Origin of the sequence: Tianxiuia mixotrophica (assembly GCF_050596425.1) — a bacterium.
Taxonomy (GTDB): domain Bacteria; phylum Bacillota; class Clostridia; order Peptostreptococcales; family Acidaminobacteraceae.
This window is the reverse complement of the sequence record NZ_CP192292.1, coordinates 3,853,172-3,871,821: the sequence shown is the minus strand read 5'-3', so window position 1 is coordinate 3,871,821 and position 18,650 is coordinate 3,853,172. Positions and strand designations below refer to the sequence as shown.

20 protein-coding genes are annotated in these 18,650 nt (G+C 40.4%); 15 read left to right on the top strand and 5 right to left on the bottom strand.

The genetic code is table 11. The features are described from left to right. Positions 1-41: 41 nt before the first annotated feature. From ACQ4KW_RS17300 to ACQ4KW_RS17270, 7 genes are all read left to right on the top strand, one after another. Positions 42-1,961: an NAD(P)/FAD-dependent oxidoreductase gene (locus ACQ4KW_RS17300; protein ID WP_430883689.1), complete on the top strand. Its 1,920-nt coding sequence runs from the start codon at positions 42-44 to the stop codon at positions 1,959-1,961. A gap of 224 nt (positions 1,962-2,185) precedes the next feature. Beyond that, positions 2,186-3,166, top strand: coding sequence for a polyprenyl synthetase family protein (locus ACQ4KW_RS17295; protein WP_430883688.1), 981 nt, complete (start codon positions 2,186-2,188; stop codon positions 3,164-3,166). Between the two features lie 22 nt (positions 3,167-3,188). Further along, on the top strand, positions 3,189-3,557 hold the full coding sequence (locus ACQ4KW_RS17290; protein WP_430883687.1) for an FMN-binding protein: 369 nt from the start codon (positions 3,189-3,191) through the stop codon (positions 3,555-3,557). A gap of 4 nt (positions 3,558-3,561) precedes the next feature. Continuing rightward, positions 3,562-5,139, top strand: coding sequence for an ATP-binding protein (locus ACQ4KW_RS17285; protein ID WP_430883686.1), 1,578 nt, complete (start codon positions 3,562-3,564; stop codon positions 5,137-5,139). 53 nt (positions 5,140-5,192) lie between these two features. Then, positions 5,193-5,516 carry a response regulator gene (locus ACQ4KW_RS17280; RefSeq protein WP_430883685.1) on the top strand — a complete coding sequence of 108 codons (324 nt, stop codon included), beginning with the start codon at positions 5,193-5,195 and terminating at the stop codon, positions 5,514-5,516. Further along, the gene (locus tag ACQ4KW_RS17275; RefSeq protein WP_430883684.1) at positions 5,497-5,901 is read left to right on the top strand and encodes an HTH domain-containing protein; all 405 of its coding nucleotides are present in this window, start codon (positions 5,497-5,499) and stop codon (positions 5,899-5,901) included. Before ACQ4KW_RS17280 ends, ACQ4KW_RS17275 begins: the two co-directional genes overlap by 20 nt. Then, on the top strand, positions 5,898-6,845 hold the full coding sequence (locus tag ACQ4KW_RS17270; protein WP_430883683.1) for a 1,4-dihydroxy-2-naphthoate polyprenyltransferase: 948 nt from the start codon (positions 5,898-5,900) through the stop codon (positions 6,843-6,845). Before ACQ4KW_RS17275 ends, ACQ4KW_RS17270 begins: the two co-directional genes overlap by 4 nt. A 67-nt stretch (positions 6,846-6,912) precedes the next feature. On the opposite strand, the gene ACQ4KW_RS17265 is transcribed toward ACQ4KW_RS17270, so the two are convergent. The 3 genes from ACQ4KW_RS17265 to ACQ4KW_RS17255 are packed head-to-tail and all read right to left on the bottom strand — an operon-like array spanning position 6,913 to position 9,330. Further along, positions 6,913-7,653, bottom strand: a complete 741-nt coding sequence (locus ACQ4KW_RS17265; RefSeq protein ID WP_430883682.1) for an ABC transporter permease — start codon at positions 7,651-7,653, stop codon at positions 6,913-6,915. After that, positions 7,646-8,371 carry an ABC transporter ATP-binding protein gene (locus ACQ4KW_RS17260; RefSeq protein WP_430883681.1) on the bottom strand — a complete coding sequence of 242 codons (726 nt, stop codon included), beginning with the start codon at positions 8,369-8,371 and terminating at the stop codon, positions 7,646-7,648. The genes ACQ4KW_RS17265 and ACQ4KW_RS17260 overlap by 8 nt, the downstream gene beginning before the upstream one ends. After that, entirely contained in the window at positions 8,368-9,330 is a 963-nt protein-coding gene (locus ACQ4KW_RS17255) for an ABC transporter substrate-binding protein (protein WP_430883680.1), read from the bottom strand. Before ACQ4KW_RS17255 ends, ACQ4KW_RS17260 begins: the two co-directional genes overlap by 4 nt. 189 nt (positions 9,331-9,519) lie before the next feature. On the opposite strand from ACQ4KW_RS17255, the gene ACQ4KW_RS17250 reads away from it, so the two are divergent. Then, positions 9,520-10,425 (top strand): prenyltransferase, encoded by a 906-nt coding sequence (locus tag ACQ4KW_RS17250; protein WP_430883679.1) that lies wholly within the window; start codon positions 9,520-9,522, stop codon positions 10,423-10,425. A gap of 107 nt (positions 10,426-10,532) precedes the next feature. On the opposite strand, the gene ACQ4KW_RS17245 is transcribed toward ACQ4KW_RS17250, so the two are convergent. Beyond that, the gene (locus ACQ4KW_RS17245; RefSeq protein WP_430883678.1) at positions 10,533-11,249 is read right to left on the bottom strand and encodes an NUDIX hydrolase; all 717 of its coding nucleotides are present in this window, start codon (positions 11,247-11,249) and stop codon (positions 10,533-10,535) included. Positions 11,250-11,545: 296 nt separating this feature from the next. Between ACQ4KW_RS17245 and ACQ4KW_RS17240 the strand changes: the two genes are divergently transcribed. From ACQ4KW_RS17240 to ACQ4KW_RS17225, 4 genes are all read left to right on the top strand, one after another. Continuing rightward, positions 11,546-12,220 carry a response regulator transcription factor gene (locus ACQ4KW_RS17240; protein WP_430883677.1) on the top strand — a complete coding sequence of 225 codons (675 nt, stop codon included), beginning with the start codon at positions 11,546-11,548 and terminating at the stop codon, positions 12,218-12,220. Then, a complete protein-coding gene (locus ACQ4KW_RS17235) occupies positions 12,198-13,595 on the top strand; it encodes an ATP-binding protein (protein ID WP_430883676.1) in 1,398 nt (465 codons plus the stop codon). Before ACQ4KW_RS17240 ends, ACQ4KW_RS17235 begins: the two co-directional genes overlap by 23 nt. Positions 13,596-13,766: 171 nt before the next feature. After that, the gene (locus ACQ4KW_RS17230; RefSeq protein WP_430883675.1) at positions 13,767-14,096 is read left to right on the top strand and encodes a winged helix-turn-helix transcriptional regulator; all 330 of its coding nucleotides are present in this window, start codon (positions 13,767-13,769) and stop codon (positions 14,094-14,096) included. Positions 14,097-14,112: 16 nt separating this feature from the next. After that, the gene (locus ACQ4KW_RS17225; RefSeq protein WP_430883674.1) at positions 14,113-14,991 is read left to right on the top strand and encodes a DegV family protein; all 879 of its coding nucleotides are present in this window, start codon (positions 14,113-14,115) and stop codon (positions 14,989-14,991) included. 104 nt (positions 14,992-15,095) lie between these two features. On the opposite strand, the gene ACQ4KW_RS17220 is transcribed toward ACQ4KW_RS17225, so the two are convergent. Then, complete coding sequence (locus tag ACQ4KW_RS17220) at positions 15,096-16,160, bottom strand: FAD:protein FMN transferase (protein ID WP_430883673.1); 1,065 nt, start codon at positions 16,158-16,160, stop codon at positions 15,096-15,098. A 125-nt stretch (positions 16,161-16,285) separates the two neighbouring features. Here ACQ4KW_RS17220 and ACQ4KW_RS17215 point away from each other — a divergent pair, with 125 nt between their 5' ends. The 3 genes from ACQ4KW_RS17215 (at position 16,286) to ACQ4KW_RS17205 (ending at position 18,577) form a co-directional block, all read left to right on the top strand. Next, the gene (locus tag ACQ4KW_RS17215; protein ID WP_430883672.1) at positions 16,286-16,657 is read left to right on the top strand and encodes a NusG domain II-containing protein; all 372 of its coding nucleotides are present in this window, start codon (positions 16,286-16,288) and stop codon (positions 16,655-16,657) included. Between the two features lie 17 nt (positions 16,658-16,674). Further along, positions 16,675-17,196: a DUF2179 domain-containing protein gene (locus ACQ4KW_RS17210; protein WP_430883671.1), complete on the top strand. Its 522-nt coding sequence runs from the start codon at positions 16,675-16,677 to the stop codon at positions 17,194-17,196. A 286-nt stretch (positions 17,197-17,482) separates the two neighbouring features. Continuing rightward, complete coding sequence (locus tag ACQ4KW_RS17205) at positions 17,483-18,577, top strand: DNA polymerase IV (protein WP_430883670.1); 1,095 nt, start codon at positions 17,483-17,485, stop codon at positions 18,575-18,577. Positions 18,578-18,650: the final 73 nt, after the last annotated feature.

Sequence of the window (18,650 nt, the reverse complement as noted above, 5' to 3'; positions counted from 1 at the left end):
ACTATTAACGGCTATTTTTTATTAAGGTTGGGTGAGTAAAAGTGAATGATAAAAAGCGCATTTTATTAATTGGCGCAGGGTATGGCGGTATCCTGACGGCTAAAAAGCTTGAAAAAAAGCTGCGTAAGCGCTCTGATGTCGAACTGACGATTATCGACAAAAGACCTTACCACACAATGTTGACAGAACTCCACGAAGTTGCTGCAAACAGAGTCCCAGAAGATGCAATCCGTATTGACCTCAAGAAGATATTTGCACATAGAAATATTGATGTGGTTATGGATGAAGTCAAAAATGTTGACTTTGAAGGCAAGAAAGTCGTGGCAGAAAAAGCGACATATGAATATGATTATCTAGTTCTTGGAACAGGTTCAAAGCCTACATTCTACGGTGTTGAAGGTGCTGCAGAGCATACGTTCAAGCTATGGTCATATGACGATGCCGTGATTCTTAAAGAACAAATTTTGAAGATGTTCAGACTGGCTGCGGTTGAGAAAGATCCACAAATTCGTGCACGCATGCTAACATTTGTTGTTGTTGGCTGTGGCTTTACAGGCGTGGAAATGATCGGTGAACTGGGTGAATATAAAGACGAGCTTTGTAGAGACTTTAACATTCCAAAAGAGGATGTAAAGCTTTATGTGGCTGATGCCCTGCCATCTCTTTTACCACAATACCCTGTTAAGCTGATTGAAAAGGCTGAAAAGAGACTCCACAAGCTGGGTGTTGAAATTCTAACGTCTACAAGCATTACAGGCGTCAGTGCAGACTCAGTATGTCTTAATGAAGACAGTTGTATTGAAACAAATACTGTCATTTGGGCTGCTGGTGTTGAGGGCAGTGACCTTATGGATACAATCGACATTGATAAAAAAGCAAGAAATCGTGTTGAGACAAATGACAAGCTTCAAGCAATCAACCATGAAGATGTTTACGTTGTTGGTGACAACGCATTCTTCATTCCGGAAGGTCATGAGAGACCCGTTCCGCAGATGGTTGAAAATGCAGAGCATTCAGCTGCAACAGTGGCTCATAACATTTTAGCCGAACTAAATGGCAAGGCACTCAAATCCTATACGCCAACATTCCACGGTTCAATGTGTTGTATTGGTGGCAAATATGGTGTGGCCGAAGTCGGAACACCAAGTCGCATGTTTGCCATGTCTGGCTTCTTTGCCATGTTTATAAAGCATTTTATCAATGTGATTTACTTTATCCAAGTTGCTGGATTTAACAAAGTATGGACATATGCAATGCATGAAATATTCCATATTAGAGAAAGAAGAAGCTTCCTTGGTGGTCATTTTGCAAAGTCATCACCGAACTTCTGGTTGCTTCCACTTAGATTATTCCTGGGCTATAAATGGCTTGAACAAGGCATACACAAATTGCCAGGCGTTATTGCTGATCCATCCAACATATTCCTGATCCCAGCCAAGGTATCTGCAACCAGTGCAGCCTCAGCTTGGGAAGGAGGCGCAGATGCAGCGGCTTCTACGGCGGCTGATGTAACAGCATCAGCATCACAAGCGGTTGAAGGTGCGGCTCAAGCGGCAGGAGAAGCCGTATCACAGTGGGGACAAGCCCTACCAGTGCCAGAGTTTATCTCAAACATTGTCAACTGGTCTATGGATCTTATGTTCTATACACCAGATGGTAGCTTTACAGTGATGGCGGAAATATTCCAAGCAGCCATGGTTGTTGGTGAAGTGATTGTTGGTCTTTGTTTGATCGCAGGCCTATTCACTGCCCTTTCTTCAATTGCCTCTATTGCTATGGGCCTCATGATTTGGGCTTCAGGTATGGCCCCTGTGGAAATGCTTTGGTATTTAGCAGGTGGTTTTGCAACAATTGGCGGTTCAGGCAGTGTGTTTGGCATGGACTACTACGTTCTTCCTGTTCTTAAGAAATACTGGAAAAAACTCAAGTTCGTTAAGAGAAATTACTTGTATACGGATTAATCCGATCGGGTCAGTTTTCAAGAACATTTCACCTATGACCTCATTGGAACGGGCATAGCCTTCATAGGAGAATCACGGTAAAAAAATATAAATCCAGTTGTATCTGAAAAATAAGATGCAACTGGTTTTATTGTTATTAAGACTGGATTGCGATAAAATACAAGTATGTAAGAAAATAGAATTAACAGGGTCAGACTTTACAAGACACAAGAGTGGTGATCATAATGAGTCAATTTTGGGATCGATACCCATCCATACAAAAAGAACTAGAAAAAGTTTCAGTACTAATAGATAAGGCCAATGAGTCGAGTGAGCCCTATTTAAATGAATCGCTTGATTACCTCATGCTGGCAGGGGGAAAAATGATCCGCCCAGCCTTTGTACTACTTGGCAGTGGCTTTGGTCCTCAAGAAGATGAAAATAGAGAAAAACTCATACATTTGGCAGCTTCAATAGAAACCCTTCATATGGCGACCCTTGTCCATGATGACATCATTGACGAGTCAAAAATGAGAAGGGGACAAGAGTCCATTCAATCAAAATATGGTAAGCCATATGCTGTTTATATGGGCGATTATCTGTTTACCCAGTGCTTTATGATGCTTATTGATTATGATTTTAAACAAGAAAACATCAAGCGGGTTGCAAATGCCATGAAGAAGGTCTGCGTTGGTGAAATGATGCAGTACCAAAGACGGTATAAAATCGATAAAAGCACAAAAAACTATCTGAAGGTTATATCAGGCAAAACGGCAGCCCTGATGGCCATAAGTCTATGTGTTGGAGCCTATGAATCAGGAGCGTCTGAAAAAACAGCCAAGCTTCTTGGGCGCATAGGGTATAACATCGGTATGGCCTTCCAAATCATAGATGATCTTCTTGATTACAATGGAGATTATAAGAAGTTTGGTAAGGACACACGGGCAGACATATTAAAAGGTTACTACACCCTGCCAATCATCCGGTCGATCGGAAAAGATGGCGGGAAAGAAATGGAAAACCTGCTGGCTCAAAATAACCTATCAGAAGATGATATTAGCCATCTAATCCAAATCACAAAACAAACAGGGGCACTGAAGGAAACAGAAGTCTTGGCGCAGAAGTATACAGATAGAGCATTAAAATACACAAAACAGTTGCCAGACTGTCAAGCCAAAAGTGTTCTTGAAGAAATCATACCTGTTATGCTTAAACGAAAGCAGTAAACTAATAGGAAGGTGGATCATTGTGCATAGACTTATAGGATTAATGGCAATCATGACCTTACTGCTTACAGCCTGCACGCCATCAGAAAAAGTATACACTGCTGGGACCTACAAAGGGATTGCTGAAGGGTATCATAGCCTACTCGTTGTTGCTGTGACAACGAGCGAATATGAAATAACTGAAATTGAAATACTTGAAGAAGATGAAACACCAATTATTGCCGAGATTGTCTACGATGAAATTCCATCTGCTGTGATAAAAGCGAACTCAACAGATGTGGATGTTGTAGCAGGGGCGACTTATACAAGCAGTACCCTGCTGGAAGCCATTGAAGACGGTTTATCAAAGGCTCGTATTGAAAACAATACAACCTCTGACGAGAAGAGGTGAATCCATGAATTTACAATATAAAATTACCCTGGTGTTGAGTCTTATGTTGCTCGTCGTTTTTGGTGCTATGGCACTTATGATCGGCGAGCATTTTCAGGATACACTTGAAAATCAAATGGGAAACAACGCTATGGACATGGCTGTGACAATTGCACAGATGGATGATGTGGAGCAGACCCTGGCCTATAAGCTGGACTATATGCCCCTTCACGATAAAATCGAAAAAATCAAATCAAAAACCCGTTTCCAGTATATTATTGTCATGGATATGGAGGGCATTCAGTATTCCTATCCTTACACAAATGGACTGGGAAAAAAGTATAAAAATGGTGGTGAAGAGGCCGTTCTTGAAAGAGGACAGGCCTATGTGTCTGCAGATAGAAATGTTCTCATCTCAGCCATACGGGCATTTGTGCCTGTTTATCACAATGAAAAGCAGGTTGGAGCAGTTCTTGTGGGCCTTCTAACAGATAAGGTTCATAGGGAAAATGAAGCCTACTTACAAAAAATACATATTGCCATATTGTCAGCAGGCATTATGGGGCTTATTGGCGCTGCGGCCCTTGCTAGAAATATTAAAAAGAGCACCTATGGGCTGGAACCCAAGGAAATTGCCCTCTTACTAGGACAGCGTGAAATCATTTTGGAAAGTTTAAAGCTGGGCATACTCGCCGTCGATGAAGATTTGAAAATTACTTGGATCAATCAAGTGGCTATAGAAGAGTTTGGACTGAGTGAGTCTAAACTTTATCATGATATCAAAGAAGCCTATCCCACACTGGGGATAGCTGTGGAAAAGGTTTTAATATCCAATAAACCGCAGTACAATCAGAAGCTCAGACTAGATCAAGACCTGACTCTTATGTGCAGTTATATTGTCACAAAAGATCCAGATGGAGATATTTCAGGGGTGGTTGTAAGTTTTGAAAATATGAACAAGGTCAAGCTTATGGCTGAGGAACTCATTGGCTATAAAAAAATGACCAATGCACTACGTGCCCAAAACCATGAGTTCATGAATAAACTACAGACCATATCCGGTCTTATTCAGTTAGAGGAACTGGACGAAGCCTTGGATTTTATATCAGAGGAATCCGAAAAGAGAAATGATTTGGCAGAGGTTTTGAGCCAGAATATTAAACCAACCCATGTTGCGGCTATACTTCTTGCGAAGTACAATCAGGTGACAGAAGCCAAATACACACTGGAAGTTCATGAAGATTCTCAACTGGATAAATTACCAGAACAACTACATGAGGATGAACTTTGTTCTATCATTGGAAATCTCATTGATAATGCACAAGAAGCCTTTTACACAGGAAAGGGTGACCGAATAGACATCAGTTTAACGGAAAGAGAAACAGGCATACGTCTTATCGTTTCAGACAATGGACCTGGTATTCCAGAAAACATAGCCAGTCGTATTTTTGAAAGAGGGATCACAACCAAATCAAAAAGTCGGGGAATAGGACTAAATTTAGTAAAAGAAATTGTCGATAATGCAGGTGGACGCATCCGCATAAGTGGAGAAAATGGAAGCGTATTCATTATTGATATTCCCTGGGAAATCACAGAAAAATAATGCTGAATGACTCAAGATGAGATATGTGCATTAGAGATAAAGGATGAAAGCATATGATAAGAACACTTATAGTTGAAGATGACCCCATGGTTATGCAAATTAATGAGCGTTTTTTAAGTAAGATCAAAGGTTACGAACATGTGGGAAGTGTGAATGACATCCAAAGTGCCAAGGAGATGGTCAAGGTTGAAAAACCAGACCTGCTTCTTCTGGATATTTTCTTTTCAGTGGGACGGGGAATCGACATTATCCAGTGGCTTCGTGAAGAGAATATTGATACGGACGTCATTTTTATAACAGCGGATAGGAATCCCAAGACCATAGAGAGCTTTTCGTTTTGGTGCTGTAGACTACCTTGTGAAACCCTTTCGCTTTGATCGGTTTGAAGAGGCCTTAAGCAAATATAAACGACAAAGGGATGCTTTCTTATCAGAGAAGAGCTTGGAACAGGCGGACATAGATAAGATGACAAAAGTGTCTAAGGGCAAGGATGAGATGTCCAGTTTGCCAAGTTCAATCACAGAAGAGAAAAATCAAACACTTGTGGATATTTTGGACCTGCTTAAAAACAATAGGGACAAGGGATTCACAGCCCAGGAAGTGGCTGATGATTTGGGAATTTCCAGAATTACGGCAAGACGCTATCTGGATGAAATGGAAAGTGAAGATAAACTAGAGCTGTATTTAGAGTACGGCAAAGTCGGCAGACCAAGAAACAAGTACAGAATTCATAAAAACATTAGTGGAGTTGACTTTGAATGACGATTAAAAGCTTTTTTAAACTGGTGGAGTTGCCCACAAAAGTGGCCAGTGTATTTCCCTTTGCAGTTGGAACCCTCTATGCCATATATCGCTACAATCAGTTTAATCTCTTGAACTTTCTTATTATGCTTGTGGCTATGCTTTGTCTGGATATGGCCACAACAGCACTCAATAATTATATGGATTACAAGCTGGCTTTAAAAACCCATGGTTTTAATTACGAACAGCATAATGCCATTGTCAAAGATAAGATCAAAGAAAGCACTGTGAAATTTACAATAGGTTTTCTAATGAGCATTACGGTGATTTTGGGTCTTGTCCTGGTCTATCTCACAGATGTATTCATTTTGCTTTTGGGGATGGTCTCTTTTTTCTTTGCAGTTATTTATACGTGGGGGCCGGTGCCTATTTCGAGAACCCCTCTTGGAGAAATTGTTTCAGGAACTGTTATGGGAGGCATAATCCCTCTTATTAGTTTATACATTCATATCTATGATAGGGGCCTTATTGAACTCGGAGTTAATAACAGTGTGGTGAGTCTGTCCCTTAACTTTGTCGAAATTCTAGCTATACTTGTTTTAACCATTCCACTTATAATGGGAATTGCAGGCATAATGCTGGCCAATAACACCTGCGATATGGAAGATGATTCTGAGAACAGGCGGTTTACACTTCCGCTGCTAATCGGTAAGGATAAGGCCTTGCACCTATTTGTTGGCTTATATATTGTGGCTTATGGGGCAATCCTTGTGGGTGTTTTGCTTAGATGGCTACCTTATACATGCCTTCTTGTCCTAGCCACTGCGCCTGTGATTAAAAAGCATACGGATATTTTTAAAAAAGAACAGACCAAGAAAAATACATTTATTGTGAGCGTGAAAAATTTTATTATATTAAGCGCCGCTTATGTCTTGTCTTTGGTTTTTGGAATACTACTGGCATAATATCAATTAAAAAACGCACTTTCTCTAGTTGAGAAAGTGCGTTTTTTTACAATGTAGTGGTTCTTGACTATTCAAGAAAAAGCCATCTGCATAAACGGCGTTCGAGCCAGTCGATAGACCCATATAGGACCATGCCCAGTATGGCAATCGCTAAAATTCCAGCAAACATGTTTTCGTAATTGACCATGGACCAGCTGTTCATAATGTAGTAGCCAATACCGTAAGTGGTTGCATAATTTTCTGCAAAGAAAAGCACAGAAATGCTGATCCCCATACTGATACGGAGTGCACTGAAAAGTCTGGGCAAGGTGCTAGGGAATATCAGCTTTAAAAAGGTTTTAAAAGCAGAGAAGTGCATTGTTTTTGCAACCTTAAAATAAGCGGGGTCAATTTCCTTAACCCCATCTCTTATGAATAAGAAAATCTGAAAAACCAATATTGAGAAAATAAGGGTCATTTTTGAGCCGTCCCCCAGTCCAAAAGCCACCATGAAAACGGGAAGAAAGGCTATTTTGGGTATGGGGTGCAAATAGTATACGACTGATGAAAAAGCACGGTTTACCCTGCTGGACAAGCCGGCGACAAGACCTGCGGGATAACCAATCAGAACCGCAAAGAAAATACCACCAAGAATTCGCAGGGTGCTGTGCCCCGTGTGTAAGAGAAGGTCCCCAGAAGCAAGAGCTGAAATAAAAACCTTTGTAACTGAGAGGGGGCTGGGAATAATCAGTGGAATGATAAAGTGTAGACCACTCCAAAGTAGAATGAGAAATACAGCCCCTCGTATTTTGTCTTTTGCTTTAAGCATGGGCGTCAACCTCCTTAAAGGCTTCTCTGATCTCAATCACTTTATTATAGTATTCAATATTTTCTCTTGCGTTGATCGCACCGTAGCTTTCATTGTTAAAGACACCATGAATTTGACCCTGGTTCAGAAGGATGATTCTTCTTCCCAAGTAAACAGCTTCTTCGATACTGTGTGTTACAGCAATACTCGTTGTCTGGTTTTTTAACTGATAAGCCCGAAGCAGGTCCTGGATGTTCTCCTTGGTAATGGCATCAAGGGCTGATGTGGGCTCATCAAGAAGCAGTATGCTAGACCCCAGCACCCAGGTGCGTGCTATAGCTACCCTCTGAGCCTGGCCACCGCTGAGTTGGGCAGGAAATTTATCCTTATGTTTTGTCAGCTTGACCTCTTCCAGCACGGCCTGTATCTTATTTTGAATAGATGATTTAGAGCCGGACAGACCGAGAGCAATGTTTTGAGATACGGTCAACCAAGGAAAGAGGGAACTGGACTGCATGATAAAGCCTGTCTTATGGGCTCCGTCATGGGAGACCATATGATTTGATATGTGCCCTTGCGATGGCAGGATCAAACCAGAGATAAGATTTAACAGCGTTGATTTTCCACTTCCAGAAGGCCCTATTACCGCAAGAGCCTCTCCCTTTGAAATGGTCAAAGAGAGATGGCGAAGCGCGGCTTCTGTATCAAAATTTACAGAGACATCTTTTAATTCAATCATTCTATAAAGGATCCATCAATTAAGTCCGATGCTTCTACGGATAGGTCAAGATTTAATTCCATATTGGCCCAGTCTATTATCTTTTGTATGTATTCAATGTCAGGCGTACGTGCTTTTTCGTACTCTGGTAAAAGCATGAGATCTTTCACGCCTTCTTTAATATTGGGAATGCGCTTAACCAAAACATCACGTGCCAGCATTTGATCTTCTTGAATATCAAGTACAGCCTTATTATATGCCTTGTGGAAGGCCTCAATGGCTTGTGGCTTGTTTGAAATGGCCTGGCCTGTAAATACCATTACATCAGGGAAATTGCCGTCTTTAGGCTCAAATACGAGTTTTGTAAGCCCCTTTGACTCACCAATGGTTGCAACGGGTTCGGGAAATAGGCCCATATCCACTTGTCTAGTGGCTACCGCTTCTAATCTACCTGGGATTGGGTTAATGAAGACTTTTTCAATTTCGTAATCACTTCCCAGCCATTCATCCACCAGGAAGTTAGACACGCTGACTTCCATCATACCTACAGAAATGGAAGTCTTGTCAATGCTTTCAGGAGAAGCTAGAATTGGGAACATTCCATCTGTTATGGTTGTGGCCTTAATGTCAAATCCACCATTCACATTTGTTGCAACAGCGACAAGGTCGGTCATGGCACCATCAATAGAGTTCGTTTGAAGGGCTGTTTGACGGTCTTGGGCGTTGGTGTAAATATCAATGGTGACATCGAGACCCAGGTCAGTAAAGTAGCCTTTTTCATCGGCCAGTAAAATTGGGGCGGTATCCACTGCTGGCATAAGGCCAATGCTAAGATGCATATTTTCCTGCGTCTCTTCCGTTTGGCTTTTGTTTGACTTGGCTGAAGGCTCTTGTGGTTCTGTCACGTCCTGTGTATTTCCTTGGCAACCAGTCAGCATGACTAGAACCGCCATCATAAAAATAATAAGTTGTTTTTTCATGTCATTCATCCTCTCTTTTGATCGTTAATATCTTAACATTACCAAAAAAATACATCAATCAAAATGTGGTTTTGTTCATTTTGTAGTTTGATTTAATCATTTTAATCATATAATAGATATGAAATAATAGTAAACCGAGACAAGCCCAGGTTTATGAAATATAATCAATCGCACAAAGGAGACTCTTATATGGAAACTGACACTATTAAGTCATACTTTAAAAACTACTGGATTGCCATGCGTGTCCTATCTTTGTCACTTGCCTTGTCGGCCACATCTTTTGGCCTGGTAAGTGCTTATAGAAAAGGGCTCATGTTTGGAGAAAATCCAGTCCATGATATTTTTCTGATTTTTATTATAACCATTGCAGGGCTGGCATCTCAAGCGGGCGCAAACTTAGTCAACGATTACTTTGAAGGTTCGTTCAAATATAGGGACCCTTCTCAAAAACGCATGAAATTTCTTGGAAAAGATAGGTCTCTATTTGATGTGTTTGTCTTTTTAAGTGGCATTGCAGCTCTGGGATTAGCTGGCCTGGTAGGTCTTTACTTAATATACATAACAGACTATAGAATGCTGGTTATAGGTCTGGTGGGTTTGGTTGGATCTTATGCCTATACGGGTGAGCCTTTTGTCTATAAAACCAAAGGGCTTGGTGTGCCCCTGTCATTTATATTAATGGGTCCCCTTATGTTGATTGGAGCATATTTTCCCTTTAGCAAGTCCATCGAGCTTTACCCGGTTATAATGGGTCTACCTATGTCTTTATTCGTTCCAGCCCTTATGATCAGTAATGAAATGAGAGACTTTAAGAGGGACAAGCGTCTAAGCATGGGCACCCTGAGTATTCGACTGGGCAGTCGTAAAAGCCTCCTTCTATATGACACACTGGTCTTTGGAGCATTTGTCCTCTTAGCGGTATACGTTGTAAAGGGATTATACCCTATTTCAGCCCTTCTAGCATTTGTAACCCTGCCCATTGCACTTAAGGGGCATGAATGTGTTTCAAAGTTTGAAAGGCTCAGCATTCCCTATACCAACAAGCTCCACATGACCTTTAGCTTTATAGTATTTGTCACTCTTATTATTGGATAATCGGCATCAATTTCATAACACATATTCAAAATAAAAGAATAAAAACGGTAGACCTCATTGCAGGCCTACCGTTTTTTGATTTAAGTAAGTTTTTCTGAGTCATTCAATTAGTTGGTGTTCTTTATATCGGTCAGATTTTCATCACTTTGCTGGAGGTCATTCTTTAAGGAATCATCCTTTAAAATGGTGTCGACAAGATTTTTAGTCATGCGTGCGGTCATGCCCCAAATGACTTCATCCTTGTAGTCATAAAAGTATATGGGATAGCTGCCGTTACGCCAGTTATAGGACCGACCACGCGGAATTTTATGAAAGGGGAAGTCCTCTGGAAAATTGAACTCACTCTCAACAAAATATGCATCAGGATCCTTGTCCAGGAAATGAGACAAGGGGACAGTGGAAATGCGTTGCACTTCATCAAGATTAAAGTTCAGTTTATCCACTGAGTCAATGTGGGCATCGAACTTGACTTCACCTACAAACAGGTAAATGACAACATTGAATGGGGTTATGATGGATTCAATTTCGTCGTAGACTTCAATCTGGTCAGGTCGAATGCCCAGTTCTTCGCAGGTTTCGCGAATGGCAGCGGATTTTGGATTTTCATCCGTTTCAATTCGACCGCCAGGAAAGCATACCTCACCAGGTTGTGAGCGCAAGTTTTCAGAACGGACTTCATAAAGAAGATGGGGTTCTTCATCAATGGTCACAAATGGAATAAGGACAGAGTAGTATTTATAACTGGCTTCACCATTCAATCGGTGTTCGTTAAGTTTTGTTTTTATGTCTGTAAGATTCATCGAATCACCTTCCACAGTTTTCACACATTTTGAGTATATAATAAGATTAAAACAACTTCTTACTTTATAGAATATTTAGAGCGCTGGTTATGCACATATTCGCTTGATCAGTCAACATATGCACTTAGATCATAATTTCAGCCATATGGATGATCACAAGACCTGTTTCATAAATTTGTATTTGATCAAGGGAATACATAGATTACTATATGTATACCAAAAAAGATAAGTCTTGAAAAGCCGGATTATGATTTAAACAAAGGATATTTGATATAAAGTGTGAAACATATAAAGTACATGACACACCTGGGAGGATGATTATGAAGCATATATTTGTGGTGGATGACGAACAGAATATACGTGATCTTATAAAAAAGTATTTGGAAAAGGATGGCTACATGGTGTCTACTTTTCCAGATGGTCTAAAAATACTTCATGAGCTTGAGGCTCAAAAACCAGATTTGATGGTCTTAGATATCAACATGCCAGGGATTGATGGTATGGAACTTTGTAAAGAAATAAGGAAAATATCAGAGATACCCATTATTTTTGTTACAGCCCGTGACGATGAGTTTGATCGGATCATTGGTCTGGAAATTGGAGGGGATGACTATATGTCTAAGCCCTTTAGCCCGAGAGAACTCGTTGTTCGCATAAAGAATATATTCAAAAGAATGAATAAGGCAGAAATGCAAACGGATAGTATTCTTTTAAAAGATGTGGAAATTTCCATAAAGACCAGGACGGTTTCCGTTGGGGAAATCACACTGAAACTTACAACCAAGGAGTATGAACTCTTTGAATTTATGGGACGCAATGCAGGCATGCCATTTACAAGAGAAGGACTTATAGAAAAAGTGTGGGGCTATGATTATTTAGGGGACATTCGAGTCATAGATGATCTTGTGAAGAGATTAAGGAAAAAATTAAAAACGGCTGGTGCGGATTTGAGTATTGAAACGGTGTGGGGATATGGATATAAAATTGAAAAATAGAACAGTGAAAAGAACAATTGGAGCAAAGCTTCTTGTGTCATACATGGCCGTACTTCTGGTGACCTTTATCGTCAGCCTCATTGTCTATAATAACGTTTCTAAAACATACCTTGTCAATCAGGCCAAAGAAAGCATGGACGACGAGCTCATAGAAATAATGCGCTTTGTAAAAATGGCAACGGGTCCAAGACCTGACCGGGATATTGCCGATCTTGATAAAGTTGGTGAAACCATCGCCAAAGCACGCCTAGACAATGAGATGCGTCTGGCTGGGCGGTATTTTGACTCAAAGATTGCAGTGGTAACGGACAAAGGACGGATTCGCTACACTTCCGTTCCAGGTCAAACAATCGAGGATCTTGTTAAGATTGAAGCAGAAGCCCGTGAGTTTGATTCAAAGTATATTTTAAAAAAAGAGTCCATTAGGACAAACAATATGCCTAGGGGATATGTCATTATTTACACAGCTGTTGAAGATGTTGTCAGCCTTCGAAACCTGGGCTTTAAAGTTTTTACCCTAAGTTTTTCCATCGGTGGCCTTCTGGCTTTGGTGATTAGTTTATTCTTTCAGAAAATGATCGGAAAGCCGATAAGAAAACTCAGTCATGCAATGAAGGCATACTCCTTTAATGCACCAGTCAAGGCACTAGACATTCACACAGGTGACGAAATTGAAGAACTCGCAAGAACCTTTGAGAATATGTCAGAAAAAATTCAGACATACCATGGCCAGCAAAAGGTCTTTTTTCAAAATGCTTCCCATGAATTAAAAACACCTCTCATGTCCATTCAGGGATATGCTGAAGCCATTAAGGACCAAGTGGTTGAAGGACATGAAAAAGAGGAAAGCCTTGATATAATTATTACAGAAAGTCAGCGCCTGAAAAAAATCGTCGAAGAGATGATTCTTATGACAAAACTTGAAGACAAGCAAGAAGCCTTTAAACTTCAAAGTGCGAGCATAGAAGAAATCCTTCAGGGGGCTGTGAGATCCCTTAAATCTTTGTTTTCAACAAAGGGGGTTAAGGTTCATTTGAATTTAAGGGACCAAGGGACTTCAAAATTTGATGTTGAAAAGCTTACAAGAGCATTTATCAACATATTAGGTAACTGCGCTCGTTATGCTAGAACCGGGATCCATGTCGATGTGTATGAAGATCATGGCATACATATTAAGATTTATGACGATGGACCGGGATTTTCTCCTGGAGAATGTGAAAAAGTTTTTGAACGATTTTATAGAGGTCAAGGGGGCGGATCGGGCATTGGACTTTCCCTAACAAAGACCATTATTGAAAGACACGGTGGGACCATTGCAGCAGAAAATGGTCCAAAGGGTGGGGCTGTATTTAAAATTGACCTACCTAAGAAATAAAGATTAACAATCATTTTAAATCCCTTGTAAGGCTTCTACGGCAAGCTATAGCAGGGGATTTATTTTGCAAATGAAACGAATTACAATTTTTGGGACTTGGCAATCGAATGAAGCTTCGGTATAATACATATTGTTGGTGCAAAAAGTATACCAAGTATACAGGAGGACATCATGACTCAGAAAATGACTGAGGGCCTTGAAGCTGCATGGGCTGCAGTGGGTGGAAAATGGAAGACGCAAATTCTGTATCATCTTATGGATGGGGAAAAACGATTCAGTGAACTGAAAAAGTGCATGCCGGAAATCACCCAGCGAATGCTGACAAATGCGCTTAGAGATCTAGAATCATCAGGAATTGTGAGGCGCTGTGTCTACGCAGAGGTACCTGTTCGAGTTGAGTACCGCCTGACCGATATTGGAAAGTCCATGGAACAGGTGATTGAAACACTTCAGACTTGGGGCAATACCTATAAAAAATGGAAAGAAAATAAAGAAGGTTAGCTTCTTGGAGGAACATATGACAATTAAAATTTTGACGGATTCATGCTGTGATTTACCGATCGAGTATCTTAAAGAAAATGCGGATATTATCGATCTGCTTGGCATGCCTATACATATAGACGGTGAAGATTTTGTAGATGATTTAGGGGAAAATACCGATCTATCGTCATTTTACGATAAACTTCGCGATGGAAAAATGGCAAGCACGTCTCAAATCACCCCTCTCATGTTTGAAACAGCATTTAGAAAGAATTGTGAGCAAGGTGCACAAACCATTTATTTAGGCTTGTCATCAGGTCTAAGTGGCACGATGAACAATGCAAATTTAGCCAAGACCATGATTGAGGACGAAATGCCAGAGGCTAAAATATTTGTTCCAAACACTGTGTCTGCATCAGTGGGTCAAGGGATTCAAATAGTTTATGCAGTCAATATGATTCGAGAAGGAAAATCGGCTGAAGAGATTGTTGTTTGGCTTGAAAGCAATAAACTAAAAACCCAGCACTGGTTTGCTGTTGACAATTTGGAGTACCTCAAAAACGGGGGAAGAATTTCACCAGCGGTTGCAAAAATAGGAACCATGCTGAGTGTCAAGCCTATACTACGTGTTGATAATGAGGGCAAACTCAAGCTGTATCAAAACGTACGAGGGCGTAAGAAGTCAATTAAGTATTTGGCAGGCAAGGTTGAGGCCTTTGCTTCAGACCATCCAGAAATGCTCGTTATGATTGGGCATGGGGACTGTATTGAAGATGCCAAGAAATTAAAAAGCCTAATTGAGGAAAAGGTAGACCCTTCAAGGGTCATTCTTTCCAATCTGGCCCATACCATTGCAACCCATGTGGGTCCAGATATGCTGGGTGTGGCATTTGTTGCAGGACAGCGTGAAGACTAAGGTCTTACATTAAACAAGTCATTAAAAATATAGGGATTCGCAACTTTTTAACAGGGCAAGGTGCAATGTTAAAAAGAGGCGAATCCCTTTTGTATTGTCTGGTGTTATTTTTGTTTTGTTGCAGACGTGTATAAATCGAAATCCATGTTGTTTTGATCAAATTTTTCAGCGGCACCAGAACTTAAATAAATGGTTTTGTCTCTGGAAACAAATATGGCATCGACGCCATCCAGTGATTCTACAAAATCCATACCGGCTTCAAGCCCTTTTGCATAAACAAGGGTGGAGAGAGCGTCGCCGTCGATGGCCTTTTCGGTGATAATGGAAATGCCTAAAATTTCGTTGTTTATAGGATAGCCAGTGTCAGGATCAAGGATATGATGATAGCGTACACCATCCTCTTCAAAATAACGTTCGTAGACGCCAGAAGTTATGACCGCTGTGTCTTCCACTTCTACAATACCAACCATGGTGCCCTGGGCGTCCAGAGGGTTTTGAACACCAACCTTCCACGGTTTTCCATCCTTGCTTCCTAGGGCATAGACATTGCCCCCTAAATTAATAAGGGCCTTTTCTACACCATTTTCATGAAGAATACGAGCGGCTTCATCGGCAGCATAGCCTTTGGCAATACCCCCCAAATCTATTTTAACGCCATCTTTTAATTTTTTCAGTGTGCCGGCCTGAGGGTCATAATCCAGGAGTTTATAATCGACAAGTTCCGTGGCCTCTAGGAGTTCATCAGCCCCGGGAACCCGAGCGTCTTCATGACCAATACCCCATAAGTCCACAATGGGTTCAATGGTTATATCGAACTTTCCGCCAGAAAGCTCACTATAGTATAAACCGCGCTGAATAACAGCTTGGGCATGATCAGTCAGCTGTATGGTCTCTGAAGAATCAGCGGCGTTAAAAAGACTGATATTGCTGTTTTCCACAGAGGTGCTGAGCTCATCTTCAAGGACCTTCATATGGGAAAGAACTTTTTCAAGAGCTGGGGCATCTGCCTCATCGAAAACAGTGATTTGTATGACCGTTCCAAATTGAAGGGTCGTTTTGGAAATGGGTTGGGTCTGGTTTTTTTGATCTGAACACCCTGTAAAAATCACTAGAGATATCATGACCATAATTATTAATATATTGTTCATTTTGTTACCTGAAAATTTCATGTTGCCTCCATGTTAAACTGTCCTAAGTATGTTAGAATGAAGTGTGTATGCGACTAGTGTATATTATAACCTATCTTAAAAACGAATACAGCCAACTTGAAATAAAATTGTAATGGAGATTTTTAATGAAAAGACTAGACTTTGTCCTAATTACGGTTTATATTACCATAAGCATCATAATTGGATACATGCTGTTATGGGGACCATCGGATGCGCCCGATCTTGTTGAAGTTAAAGTAAATAATGAAATTTACGGAAGGTATTCACTGCCTTTAGACACACCAATGGAGATTAATCTAGACGAGGATGGGCATAATAATATTTTAGTGATTGATGGGTATGAAGTTTATATGAAAGAAGCAGACTGTCCTGACCAGCTTTGCGTTCAGCAAGGCACCATAAAAAAGACAGGCTCCATGCTTGTATGCCTACCCAACAAAATAACTGTAGAGATTATTGGAAAACGAAGTGATGGTGTCGATATCATATCTTATTAGAAAAAGGAGATGACATAATGTTGATGACGATACTGACATATGTCGCAATTTTACTGGCAAAAATAGCTGAAGTGTCGCTAATGACAGTAAGAGTGGTATTAATTACTAAAGGTGAAAGAAAAATAGGTGCACTGATTGGTTTTGTTGAAGTCTTGTTATGGATCTACATTGTAGGTGCTGTTTTAAAAGATATTTCAGCCGACCCAATAAAAGCTGTGGTTTATGCCGTAGGGTTTTCACTAGGAAATTACTATGGTAGTAAACTTGAAGAAAAGCTTGGTATTGGTGTTTCTGAAGTGAAGGCCATCGTTAAAGATGAACACGGTCCTGAGTTAGTGGCCCACCTAAGAGAACAAGGGTATGCGGTTACTGTGGTAGAAGGCCATGGAAAATCTCTTGCTAGACACGTCCTGTTTATGTACGTTAAGCGTAAAAAGGTAAAAGAGGTTGTTGACCACCTTACGAGTTTTCAAGAAAACGCAGTGATCACAGTGTCAGACACAAAACCTGTTTATGGTGGTTATTTGATTCGCAAATAAGACAAGTCAAGTATTAACAGACTTGTAGATTGAGTCAATTAGGATTGACTTCATACAATTAAGGCTGACTAAATATGATGAATTAAAAATAAAATATTGAAACGTATAAACTTGAGAGCCTGCGAATTTTGCAGGCTCTTATCGTTTAAATAAGATATATTTTAAACAAGATCTAAAGTGTCACTCAGTGGATATAATTTCTTATAAAAACTTTTGATTCTTTTAAATATTTGACACCAAGCTATGATAAAATATGGCTAGGAACATATGTTTGTGGAGGCCTATAATGACCAGTAATCAGTCAAGAGAAAGAAAAATTCTACACGTAGATATGGATGCCTTTTTTGCTGCTGTAGAACAGCTTGACCACCCAGAGTGGCGGGGCAAACCTGTTATTGTTGGCGGCACGAGTCGGCGGGGGGTTGTGTCAACGGCCAGTTATGAAGCAAGGGTGTATGGTGTCCATTCTGCCATGCCTGGATTTAAAGCCAAAAAGCTTTGTCCTCACGGCATTTTTGTAAGAGGAAACATGGCTAGATATAAGGAAGTGTCTGAGCATGTTTTTAGAATACTAAATGATGTCACAGATATTATTCAGCCTGTTTCAATTGACGAAGCCTATTTGGATGTGACAGGCATTTTCCATAGTCCAGAATACATAGGCAAGTACATTAAGAACCGGGTGAAAAAGGAAACAGGCCTGACCATATCAGTGGGGGTATCCTACAACAAATTTTTAGCCAAGTTGGCCTCTGAATGGAACAAGCCAGATGGTTTTTTCACAATCAACAGGGACATGGTGCCAGATATATTAGAGCCCTTATCTATCGGAAAGGTTCATGGTTTAGGTAAAAAATCAGTAGAACGTTTAAACCGTATAGGTATTTTTACCATTGGAGACCTTCTTCAGTATAGAAAAGAAGACCTGACCTTATTTTTAGGCAGTTGGGGTGAAGAAATCTACGAAAGGATTCGTGGTATTGATGACCGACCTGTAAAAAGGGAAAGTGAGAGAAAATCCATAGGCAAAGAAACAACCCTTAGAGAAGACACAAAAGACAAAGAGGTCATGAAGGACTATCTAAAAGATTTCTCGAAGTCCGTGGCCCGGGTTATGGAAAGAAAAAATGTGGAAGCCAAAACGATCACAGTCAAATTTAAGACAAAAGATTTTGAAGGTCATACTAGATCACGCACCCTCTCCATTCCCGTAAGCCGTCCAGAAGAAATTTATGACGAGGCGGTTCATATCCTTGAGCAAATTGAGTTTCCAAAAGCCATTCGGCTCATAGGGCTTTCCATGTCAAGCCTCGTGCCACTTGAAGAAAGACAAACAACTTTATTCGATACACTTCTTGGATCAGAAGATGACGATAAATAGACGGTGAAAGTATAGTCTATTTAGTAGAAGTATATAAATAAATGCCTTGATTTTTAATAAATCAAGGCATTTT